Annotated in this window: 6 protein-coding genes; 4 read left to right on the top strand and 2 right to left on the bottom strand. The window is 66.9% G+C overall.

The genetic code is table 11. The features are described from left to right. On the top strand, positions 1-1189 hold a 1189-nt coding region (locus GXB81_RS28675), incomplete at its 5' end, for a YadA-like family protein (protein ID WP_205990982.1). Between the two features lie 248 nt (positions 1190-1437). Here the strand turns inward: GXB81_RS28675 and hrpA are convergent. Further along, positions 1438-5508 carry an ATP-dependent RNA helicase HrpA gene (gene hrpA / locus GXB81_RS28680; RefSeq protein ID WP_241016562.1) on the bottom strand — a complete coding sequence of 1357 codons (4071 nt, stop codon included), beginning with the start codon at positions 5506-5508 and terminating at the stop codon, positions 1438-1440. A gap of 878 nt (positions 5509-6386) precedes the next feature. Here hrpA and argA point away from each other — a divergent pair. From argA to proP, 3 genes are all read left to right on the top strand, one after another. Then, complete coding sequence (argA, locus tag GXB81_RS28685) at positions 6387-7775, top strand: amino-acid N-acetyltransferase (protein WP_167043299.1); 1389 nt, start codon at positions 6387-6389, stop codon at positions 7773-7775. Between the two features lie 98 nt (positions 7776-7873). After that, entirely contained in the window at positions 7874-8146 is a 273-nt protein-coding gene (locus GXB81_RS28690; RefSeq protein WP_167043301.1) for an oxidative damage protection protein, read from the top strand. A gap of 774 nt (positions 8147-8920) precedes the next feature. After that, positions 8921-10384: a glycine betaine/L-proline transporter ProP gene (gene proP / locus GXB81_RS28695; RefSeq protein ID WP_167043303.1), complete on the top strand. Its 1464-nt coding sequence runs from the start codon at positions 8921-8923 to the stop codon at positions 10382-10384. A gap of 351 nt (positions 10385-10735) precedes the next feature. Here the strand turns inward: proP and GXB81_RS28700 are convergent, their stop codons facing one another. Beyond that, a complete protein-coding gene (locus GXB81_RS28700) occupies positions 10736-11224 on the bottom strand; it encodes a metallophosphoesterase family protein (RefSeq protein ID WP_346777824.1) in 489 nt (162 codons plus the stop codon). Positions 11225-11428 lie beyond the last annotated feature (204 nt).

The raw sequence follows: 11428 nt of genomic DNA on the forward strand, positions 1-11428 counted from the left end.
TGCCACGGCCAGCGCGACGAACGCGACCGCGGTCGGTGCGTCCTCGTCGGCCTTCGGTGCCGACGCAACCGCGCTCGGTGCGTATTCCGTCGCGAACGGCGCCGGTGCGATCGCCCTCGGCTACGGGGCCAGCGCAACGGCCACCAATGCGGTGTCGCTCGGCTATAACGCGAGTGCGCTGGCCCCGAACTCCGTCGCGCTCGGCCAGGGGTCGGTTGCGGATCGCGCGGGCGCGGTGTCGGTCGGCTCCGCGGGCAACGAGCGCCAGATCACGAACGTGGCCGCCGGTACCGCCGACACCGACGCGGCCAACGTCGCCCAGTTGAAGGCGGTGAGCGACCAGAGCGCGGCGACGGCCGCGAAGCTCGACGGAGCAGTCATGTACGACACGAACGCCGACGGCAGCGCCAACCGCAACAGCGTCACGCTCGGCGGCGACCCGGCAAGCGGCACCGTGATTCACAACGTCGCCGACGGCGTGCTGGCGTCCGACGCGGTCAACCTCGGTCAGTTGAACTCGGCGCTCAGCGGTGCGATCAGCAACGCGGTGGCCGACTCGGCCAACCCGCTTTTCAGCGCGGACGGCGACCGCAATAGCGAAGCCGCGGTGGCGTCAGGCACGCACGCGGTCGCGGTCGGCGCCAACGCGCAGGCCACCGCGGCGAACGCAACCGCCATCGGCGCAAACGCCGTCGCCGGCGGCAACCAGGCCACCGCGCTTGGCGCGGCCGCGAACGCGAGCGCCGACAACTCGGTGGCGCTTGGCCAGGGCTCGGTTGCGGATCGGGCGAACACAGTGTCGGTCGGCGCGGCAGGTCAGGAGCGTACGATCACCAACGTCGCGGCCGGCGTGCAAGGCACCGACGCGGTCAACGTCAATCAACTGCAGCAAGGCATGGGCGGCGCAGTCAGCCAGGCCAACCATTACACCGACGACCAGATCCGCTCGGCACGCCGCGACGGATACGGCGGCACGGCAACCGCCCTCGCGATGGCCGGCTTGCCACAAGCGGTCTTGCCGGGACGCGGCATGGTTGCCGTGGCGGGCGGCACTTACGGCGGGCAGTCGGCGGTGGCGATCGGTGTGTCGCAGCTATCGAATACCGGCAAATGGGTCTACAAGGTCCAGGGCAGCGCGGACTCGCGTGGCCAACTCGGTGCCTCGATCGGTGCGGGGATGCACTGGTAGCAGGAATGGCTTAGGGCTTCGAGCGGGGTGCGTCGGGATAATCGACCGCCCCGGTTATCACAGCCGCGCAGACAGCGAGTGGTCATAGCGGCACCCAGGCACGCAATGACGGCACGGCCAGCGCGTGACATCGATCCCAAGCGTCACGCGCTGGCCGTTGCGCGCGGCGATTCACTCGCACAGCGTGAATCGCGCGCGACGCTCCCAGACAGCGCCCGGCATGCCGCCACATGCGCCACGCCCTGCCCTCACCGCTGCATCGACTCCCAGACCTTGTACAGGCGCTTGACCGAAACCGGCATCGGCGTGCGCAGCTCCTGTGCAAACAGCGAGATCCGCAACTCCTCGAGCAGCCAGCGGAATTCGGCGAGACGCGGGTCCAGCACACCGCCGCGCTGCGACACCGCGCGCTGGTAGTGCTGCAGCAGCGGCTGGAATTCGGCGAATTGCCGGGCGTCGCGTGTCTGGTCCGCGCGCAGCTTGTCGATGCGCAGCGCCATCCCCTTCAGGTAGCGCGGGAAATGCGCAAGCTGCGCATACGGCGTATCGACCACAAAACGCTTGCCAACCAGCGCATCGAGCTGGCTCTGCAAATCGGCATAGGCGGCCGCGAACGGCTTCGCTTGCAGCAGCTTCTTCGTCAAGCTCGCGTATTCGCCGAGAATCTGCCCGACGAGCCGCGAGATTTCCTGCGCGAGCAGCGTGAGGCGGCTGCGGCCTTCGTCGCGGCGCGTGTGGAAGCTCGCGTCGTCGTCAGGCAGCGGGTCTTGCAGGCAAGCGCGGTCGAGCGCGGTGTCGATCAGTTGATCGCGCAATTCCTCCTGCGTGCCGCGCGGCATGAACTGCATCGCCATCTCGCGCAGCCCCGGCAGGTTTTTCTCCAGGTACTTGATCGGCTCCTTCAGTTGCAGCGCGAACAGCCGGCGCAATCCCGCGCGATGAATCCGTGCTGCTTCTTCAGGCGAATCGAACACCTCGACGTCGCAATGCGTGCCGCGATCGACGAGCGCCGGATAGCCGAACAGCGTCTGACCGCCACGGCGAATTTCCAGCAGTTCGGGGAGCTTGCCGAAATTCCACGTCGTCAGTTTTTCATACAGCGCCGTGCCCGCCGCACTCTCCTGCGGCACGGTCTGCGGAACCGCGGCCGCCCCCTTGCCGCGTGGCGTGCCGCCCGCGTTCGAATCGACGGCTTGCGCGGGCGGTGCCACACCGCCGCCGCCGGCATCGGCCAACGCCGCGCCCGCCGCGCTCGACACGAGCTTCTGGAAATGCTGCTGCGCCTGGCCGCCGAGTTCGGCGCGCAGTTGCGAGAGATTGCGGCCCATCGCGAGCTGCCGCCCGTGCTCGTCGATGACCTTGAAGTTCATGAACAGATGCGCGGGCAGCGTCTCGAGTTTGAAGTCGGACTGCTTCATCGCGACCTGGGTCTGTTCGCGCACGTCGGCGATCAGCGCTTCGAGCAGACCGCCCGCGCCGAAACGCTGCGCGCCGTGCCGGTCGGCGAAACCGGCCGCGTATTCGGGCAGCGGCACGCAATGGCGCCGCAGCTTCTGCGGCAACGACTTCAGCAACAGTTGCGCTTTCTCCTTGAGCATGCCCGGCACGAGCCATTCGCAGCGGCGCGCGTCGACCTGATTCAGCGCAAAGAGCGGCACCGCGAGCGTCACGCCGTCGCGCGGCGTGCCCGGCTCGAAGTGATAGGTGAGCGCCATCTCGATGCCGGCCATCGTCAGCCGCTTCGGGAACAGGTCGGTCGTGACGCCGGCCGCTTCGTGCCGCATCAGATCGTCGCGCGACAGGTACAGCAGGCGCAGCTTGTCCTCCGGCTGGCCGCTCTGTTTGACCTCGTCGCGATACCAGCGCTCGAACGACGCGCCGGTGTAAATGCCGTCCGGCAGCGCCTGATCGTAGAACGCGAAAATCAGCTCGTCGTCGACCAGCACGTCCTGGCGGCGCGACTTGTGTTCGAGCTGTTCGATGTCGGCGAGCAGCTTGCGGTTGTGCGCGAAGAACGCGAGCTTCGTCTCGAACTCGCCTTCGACGAGCGCGCCGCGAATAAACAGCTCGCGCGCGCGCGCCGGGTCCTGCTTGCCGAAGCTCACGCGCCGCCGGTGATAGATCGGCAGCCCGTACAGCATCGCGCGCTCGAACGCGGACACCTGCGCCGCGCGCTTTTCCCAGTGCGGCTCGGAGAGCGATTTCCTGAGCAGGTGCGCGCCGACCTTCTCGACCCACTCGGGCTCGATCTTCGCGATACAGCGCGCGTACAGGCGGCTCGTCTCGACGAGCTCGGCGGCCATCACCCACTTGCCGGCCTTTTTCACGAGCGCCGAGCCGGGCCACAGGTAGAACTTGATGCTGCGCGCGCCGAGATAGTACGGCTCGTCGTCGGCCTTGAGACCGATATTGCCGAGCAGGCCGGTCAAGAGCGCGAGATGGATCTGCTCGAAGGTCGCTTCGGCGTCGTTCAGGCGCCAGCCGTGCTCGCGCACCACAGTCAGCAATTGCGAGTGAACGTCGCGCCATTCGCGCAAGCGCAACTGCGACAGAAAGTTCTTGCGGCACTCGTCCTGCAACTGCCGGTTCGACTTCTTGTGCGCGATCGCTTCCTCGAACCAGTTCCAGATTTTCAGCCATTGCAGAAACTCGGAACGCTCGTCGGCAAAGCGGCGATGCGCCTGGTCGGCCTGCTCCTGCGCCTCGATCGGCCGGTCGCGCGGGTCCTGCACGGACAACGCGCTCGCGATGATCAGCACTTCCTTCAGCGCCTGCTGGTCGCGCGCGGCCAGAATCATGCGGCCGACGCGCGGATCGAGCGGCAGGCGCGCGAGTTCGCGGCCGAGCGGCGTGAGGCGGTTGTCGTCGTCGACGGCGCCGAGTTCGTTGAGCAGCTGGTAGCCGTCGGAAATCGCGCGGCCCGGCGGCGGCTCGATAAACGGGAAGGTTTCGATCGCCGTCAGATGCAGCGACTTCATGCGCAGAATCACCGAGGCGAGCGACGAGCGCAGAATTTCCGGATCGGTGAAGCGCGTGCGGCCCTGGAAGTCGCTTTCCTCGTACAGGCGAATGCAGATGCCGTCGGCCACGCGGCCGCAACGCCCGGCGCGCTGGTTCGCGGCGGCCTGCGAAATCGACTCGACCTGCAACTGCTCGACCTTGTTGCGATACGAGTAGCGCTTCACGCGCGCGAGCCCGGTGTCGACCACGTAGCGGATGCCCGGCACCGTCAGCGAGGTTTCGGCGACGTTGGTCGCTAGCACGATGCGGCGCGCGTTCGAGGTGCGGAACACGCGCTCCTGCTCGGCCGCCGACAGCCGCGCGAACAGCGGCAGAATTTCCGTATGCGGCGGATGATGCTTGCGCAATGCCTCGGCCGCGTCGCGAATCTCGCGCTCGCCGGGCAGGAAGACGAGCACGTCGCCGGGGCCTTCGCGGCACAGTTCGCCGACGGCGTCGACGATCGCTTCCATCAGATCGCGGTCGGTCTCGCGCTGGGTTTTCGGCCGCTCGCGCCCGGACGGCCCGGACTGTCCAGACGATGACGCCGTACCCTGCGCCGCCTTCACCGCCGGGCTGTCCTCGACGATCGGCCGGTAGCGCACCTCGACCGGATAGAGACGCCCGCTCACCTCGATCACGGGCGCGGGTCGGTCCTCGCTGCCGAAATGGCGCGCGAAGCGGTCGGCGTCGATCGTCGCCGAGGTCACGATCAGCTTCAGGTCGGGGCGCTTCGCGAGAATTTCCTTCAGGTAGCCGAGCAGGAAATCGATGTTCAGGCTGCGCTCGTGCGCCTCGTCGATAATCAGCGTGTCGTACGCCTTGAGCAGCGGATCGGTCTGCGTTTCGGCGAGCAGGATACCGTCGGTCATCAGCTTGACCGACGCGCCCGGCGCGAGGTTGTCGTTGAAGCGCACCTTGTAGCCGACCACTTCGCCGAACGGCGTGCCGAGTTCTTCGGCGATGCGGCGGCCCGTCGCCGACGCGGCGATCCGGCGCGGCTGCGTATGGCCGATCAGACCCGTGCCGCCCGCGCCGAGGCCGCGGCCGAGCGCGAGGCAGATTTTCGGCAGCTGCGTGGTCTTGCCCGAGCCGGTTTCGCCCGAGACGATCACAACCTGATTCTGTGCAATGGCCCGCGCGATTTCGTCGCGACGGCCGGAGACCGGCAGCGCTTCGGGGAACGTGATCGGCGGAATCGGGTTCGGCTCGACGACGCGTGAAGGGCGCGGAGCGCGGGGTTCGCGTGGGTCGCTCGTGCGAGGTCCGCTTGAGCCGCTGGCTTCGCGCGGAGCGCGGGGTTCACGTGAGTCGCCCATGCGAGGTCCGCTTGAGCCACCGGTTTCGCGTGCTTCACGCGGAGCGCGAGGTTCGCGTGAGTCGCCCGTGCGAAGTCCGTTTGTACCGCTGGCTTCACGCGACCGATCCGGCTCGCGCAAATCGCCAGGGCGCTGTCCCTGCGTTCCACGTATTTCACGCGACTCACGTGCTTCATCGGCCCCACGAGGGTCGGTCGCACCGCCGGCTTCACGTGACCGCCCCGGCTCACGCATGTCGCCGCCCTGGCGTTGCCCGCGCGGTTCACGTGGCCCACGCTGCTCACGCGCCTCACCGGTCGCGCGATGTCCGCCCGTCCCACCTGTTCCGCGTGCTTCACCTTCCGCATGCGGCCGATGCGACTCCCGCCGCCCGTCGCCGCGCCCCTCATCGCGTCCGCCGCCGCTTTCGGCAGCGCCCACCGAAGACGACAATTTCTGCGCAGACATATCCGACGCGCGACGCGACTCACCGCTCGGCACCGGCGCATGGCCGTGCCGGGACTCACGCGCCCCGCCGCGCCGATCCCGCTCGGCGTCCGCAGCCGGAACAGCAGCGGCAGCCGGCGCAACCTTCCCCCGCTTCCCCTCATCGCCCTGTTTCACCTCGCCACCGCCCTCGTCGCGGCGCATTTCGCGCGCCGCCGACAAACTGCCTTTCAGCCCGGACAACTGCTCGGAAAGCGACGCAGACGATCGCTGCGCCTCGCCCCCTCGACGCAATTCGCGCGCCGCCTGCGATGCATCGGACTGCGTTTCCCGCGCAGGGGCGCGCGGCGCGTCGCCGGGGTTCGTCTGAGCGGCGGACGGCGCCGGATTCTCGTTCGCCGCAGCGGGGCTTTTGGGTACATTTGACATGGGGGCGCATTATAATCCCCGGCATGAATTCCCAAACCGACCTCGTCCCCGCGCCCGCGAACGGTCCGGCCCCCGCCGACTCGCCGGAAACCCTCGCCCAGCACGCGCAATTCGTCGACTGGATGCGTTCCGTCGCGCCTTATATCCACGCGTTCCGCAACAAGACGTTCGTTGTCGGTTTCGGCGGCGAAGTGGTGCATCAGGGACTCCTGAATGCGCTCGTGTCCGACATCGCGCTGTTGCAGGCAATGGGCATCCAGATCGTGCTCGTGCACGGTTCGCGTCCGCAGGTCGAGGAGCAGATGAGTCTGCACGGCGTCGAGTCCGAGTTTTCGCACGGCATGCGCATCACCGACGCGCATGCGCTCGAATCCGCGAAGGAAGCGGCCGGCGAAGTGCGCCTCGACATCGAGGCCGCGATCAGCCAAGGCTTGCCGAATACGCCGATGGCGCACGCGCACATCAGCGTGGTGTCGGGCAACTTCGTGACGGCGCGGCCGGTCGGCATTCTCGACGGCGTCGACTTCCAGCACACGGGCCTCGTGCGCAAGATCGACGCGGATTCGATCCGCCACTCGCTCGCGAGCCGCAAGCTCGTGCTGCTCTCGCCGCTCGGTTTCTCGCCAACGGGCGAGGCATTCAATCTGTCGATGGAAGACGTGGCCTCGGCCGCCGCGATCGCGCTGCGCGCCGACAAGATCGTCTTCCTGACCGAAACGCCGGGCCTCATGGGCGCCGGCGAGGAAAGCCCCGAACTGATCCACGAACTCTCGCTCGACGACGCCTACAAGCTGCACGAAAGCGGCGAAGTCACCGGCGACGCGGGTTTCTACCTCAAGCATTCGATCCGCGCCTGCCGCGGCGGCGTGCCGCGCGCGCACATCATCCCGTACGCGCTCGACGGCAGCCTGCTGCTCGAACTGTTCCTGCACGACGGCGTCGGCACGATGATCTCGTACGAGAACCTCGAAAGCCTGCGCGAAGCGACGCCGGACGACGTCGGCGGCATTCTCTCGCTGATCGAGCCGCTCGAAGCGGACGGCACGCTGGTGCGGCGCGGCCGTCACCAGATCGAGCGCGACATCGACCATTTCTCGGTAATCGAGCACGATGGCGTGCTGTTCGGCTGCGCGGCGCTGTATCCGTATTCGCAGGAGCGCATCGGCGAAATGGCGTGCCTGACGGTCGCCCCCGAGGCGCAAGGCACGGGCGACGGCGAGCGTCTGTTGAAGCGCATCGAGCAGCGCGCGCGGGCACGCGGCCTCACGCGCATTTTCGTGCTCACTACGCGCACCGAGCACTGGTTCCTCAAGCGCGGCTTCGTCAAGGCCACGGTCGACGACCTGCCCGAGGACCGGCGCCGGCTCTACAACTGGCAGCGCAAGTCGCTCGTGCTGATGAAGCAGCTTTGAGCGGCTTACAGGCCTACGGCCCACTAGCCCACTGACCGGTCCCGGCCGGTCCCGACAGGCGTCTGCCCGCCCCAACACGATTACAGGAGAATCACAGCATGACTCGTATGGTTCAATGCACGAAGCTCGGCAAGGAAGCCGAAGGCCTCGATTTCCCGCCTCTGCCGGGCGAACTCGGCAAGCGGATCTACGAAAGCATCTCGAAGGAAGCCTGGCAAGGCTGGTTGAAGCAGCAGACCATGCTGATCAACGAAAACCGTCTGAACATGGCCGATCCGCGCGCGCGCCAGTATCTGATGAAGCAGACCGAAAAGTTCTTCTTCGGCGAAGGCGCGGATACGGCTTCGGGTTACGTGCCGCCCTCGGCGTAAGTCTGCCGCTTCCGGACCGGTTTGGTTGGCGGCGCGAGGATCGGCGCGCGCCGTCACCTAACCGGCCCATGCCCACGCCGGTCCACAGAGCGGTATCGACACAGAAAATCCGCGCCGCGAGCGCGGATTTTTTTCGCCCTCTTTTCGTCCTCACCTCGTTGGCCTGTGGTCGGCCTGTCGCCGGCATGGCCCGCCAATGTTCTAAACAGTCCGTTTTTTACGACTGTTCCGACCCCGCCCAATCCCCCGCCCAGCAAGGGATGGCGCCATCCAACCGGCTCTCGCGGGGAGGCCCGGTTTGCACGATCCTCTGCGATCGTGCTATCATGTGCTTCGTTTCAACAGCAATTCACCTTCATTCGCGCTCTTTTCAAGTTGGTTCGCCACGCTTTTTCCGCGCGTGCGGCATCCTGAATCGAGCTGTTTTTAAACAAGAAGGCTCGTCGGTCGTTTCCCCGCGCAAGCGGCAAATTCAAGATCGGCCTTTTTCGTTTCAAGCCTTCAGTGGCGCATGGGTCAGCTTCCGGCCAACCCGGCGTCCGTCATGCATCTGCCCCCCTTCCACGGCCACGCAGGTGCAACAGTCAGCATAATCTAGACGAGTGTTTTTTCGCGACATAGTCGCGGGGCATGGGCGTTTGCTTTGGTTCGCCGCCTCTTCCGCCGCCGGGTAACCGGTGCCGCGGAGGCCACCGCCTTGCTCGCGAAATTGCACTTCCAGCAACCGTGGCGGAACGCATCCCGAGTTTCGTCGCAGTCAGTGGAGTTATCACCTTGACCGCTTCCAGCAACGGCTTCTGGCGACATCACAAAAAAGAACAACGCCTCTCCCTCGACGACATCACCGTCGTCGACCACTCACTCCTCAAACGGGCCGTCGGCGCGATGGCGCTCGGCAACGCGATGGAATGGTTCGATTTCGGCGTGTACAGCTACATCGCCGTCACGCTCGGCAAGGTGTTCTTTCCGTCGTCGAGCCCGTCCGCGCAGCTGATCGCCACGTTCGGCACGTTCGCCGCGGCGTTCCTCGTGCGCCCGGTCGGCGGCATGGTGTTCGGTCCGCTCGGCGACCGCATCGGCCGTCAGCGCGTGCTGGCGATGACGATGATCCTGATGGCGGCCGGCACGTTCGCGATCGGCCTGATTCCCGACTACGCGACGATCGGCATTCTGGCGCCGGTGCTGCTGCTCGTCGCGCGTCTCGTGCAGGGCTTCTCGACCGGCGGCGAATACGGCGGCGCGGCGACCTTCATCGCCGAATTCTCGACCGACAAGCGCCGCGGCTTCATGGGCAGCTTCCTCGAATTCGGCACGCTGATCGGCTACGTGCTCGGTGCGGGCACGGTCGCACTGCTGAGCGCGGCGCTGCCGAGCGATGCGCTGCTCTCGTGGGGCTGGCGCGTGCCGTTCCTGATCGCCGGCCCGCTCGGCCTGGTCGGCCTCTACATCCGCATGAAGCTCGAGGAAACGCCCGCGTTCAAGAAGCAGGCCGAGCAACGCGAAGCCGAAGACCGCGCGCTGCCGAAGCAGTCGTTCAGCCAGTTGCTCGCGCAGCAATGGAAGCCGCTGCTGCTGTGCGTCGGCCTCGTGCTGATCTTCAACGTGACCGACTACATGGCGCTGTCGTATCTGCCGAGCTATCTGTCGGCAACGCTGAACTTCAACGAAACGCACGGCCTGTTCCTCGTGCTGCTCGTGATGGTTCTGATGATGCCGATGACGCTTGCCGCCGGCCGTCTGTCCGACACGGTCGGCCGCAAGCCGGTCATGCTGTTCGGCTGCGTGGGCCTGTTCGCGCTGTCGGTGCCGGCGCTGCTGCTGATCCGCATGGGCACGGTGCTGCCGGTATTCGCCGGCCTGATGATGCTCGGCATGCTGCTGTCGTGCTTCACGGGTGTGATGCCGTCGGCGCTGCCGGCGCTGTTCCCGACGAAGATCCGCTACGGCGCGCTCGCGATCGGCTTCAACATTTCGGTATCGCTGTTCGGCGGCACCACGCCGCTCATGACCGCATGGCTCGTCGAGCGGACCGGCAATCTGATGATGCCCGCGTACTACCTGATGGGCGCATCGCTGATCGGCATCGTGTCGGTGCTCGCGCTGCGCGAAACCGCGCGCAAGCCGCTGCCCGGCTCAGGTCCGAGCGTCGCGACGCGCGCCGAAGCCCACGCGGTGCTGCGCGGCGAGCGCGAAGCCGAGGAGATGGACGAGCGGTATGCGGCGGCGGCGCGTGCCTGATGGTGTGACTCGGGAGTAAGCCACGCACGCTACCGCTACATGCCGATCGATTCATGAGCGGATGCGCGGTGCTGTTGAATACGGACCGCACGCACAAGCGAAGCTGTTCGCCGCCACGCAATTGATCTGCGATTACCCGCCGGCGTGAGTACATCACATGCGTGCACCACATGCAGCCGCGCGCCGACTCCATGGTCAAATCGCCGACCTCGGTAATCGAGTGCGTGGCCATCGCGCAGGCGCAACTGCCCGCGTTCAGCCCGGCGATGCGTGAGCGAGTGCTCCGCCCCCCCCAGAAAGCAGTTCCCGCCAGACGAAAGCGGGCCGGTGACCTTCACCGGCCCGCTTTTTTTACGTCAGCAGCGCATCGAACGTCGCGCTGACCTGCTCGCCGTCGATAAGCAGCATGCCCGCGCACACCGGCAGCCTGAAACGTCGTGGCCCCGCGCTGCCGGGATTGACGAACAGCACGCCGTCGCGCTCGCCGATCGACGGTTTGTGCGAATGGCCGCTCACGACCACGGCGATGCCTTCGTCGCGCGGCGCGCAACCGAGGTCGGCGATATCGTGCACGACGAGAATCGTCACCTGCTGCACGATCAGCCGCGCGTGCGTCGGCAACGAAGCGGCCCAGTCGCCGGTATCGTTGTTGCCGCGCACCGCCGTGACCGGCGCGATCCGTGCGAGCGCATCGAGCACGTCCGGGTTGCAGATGTCGCCCGCGTGCACGATCGTGTCGCAGCCTTCGAGGTAGCGCAAAGCTTCGGGACGCACGAGGTTGTGCGTGTCGGAGATGAGCCCGATGCGGCTCGCGCGGGGGAAAGAGCGCACGGAGCGCACCTCGTCCGCACGCGAGGCGCTGCCCGCCGTGCCGGCGCGCCGATCGCCCGCATGGCGGTCCTGCAAGCCGATCTGGCGAGGCCGAAGCTGCGCATTCACCGATGGCGGGACGCCGGAAGAAGTCAGGTAATCGTGCATCGCCCGGCGTGCCTCACTCCGCCCGTGGCCCGGCGGCCACTTCGCGCGCCGCGCGCTCGCTGCGCG

Origin of the sequence: Paraburkholderia sp. Ac-20336, from assembly GCF_017105025.1 — a bacterium.
In the GTDB taxonomy this organism is placed as follows: Bacteria; Pseudomonadota; Gammaproteobacteria; order Burkholderiales; family Burkholderiaceae; genus Paraburkholderia.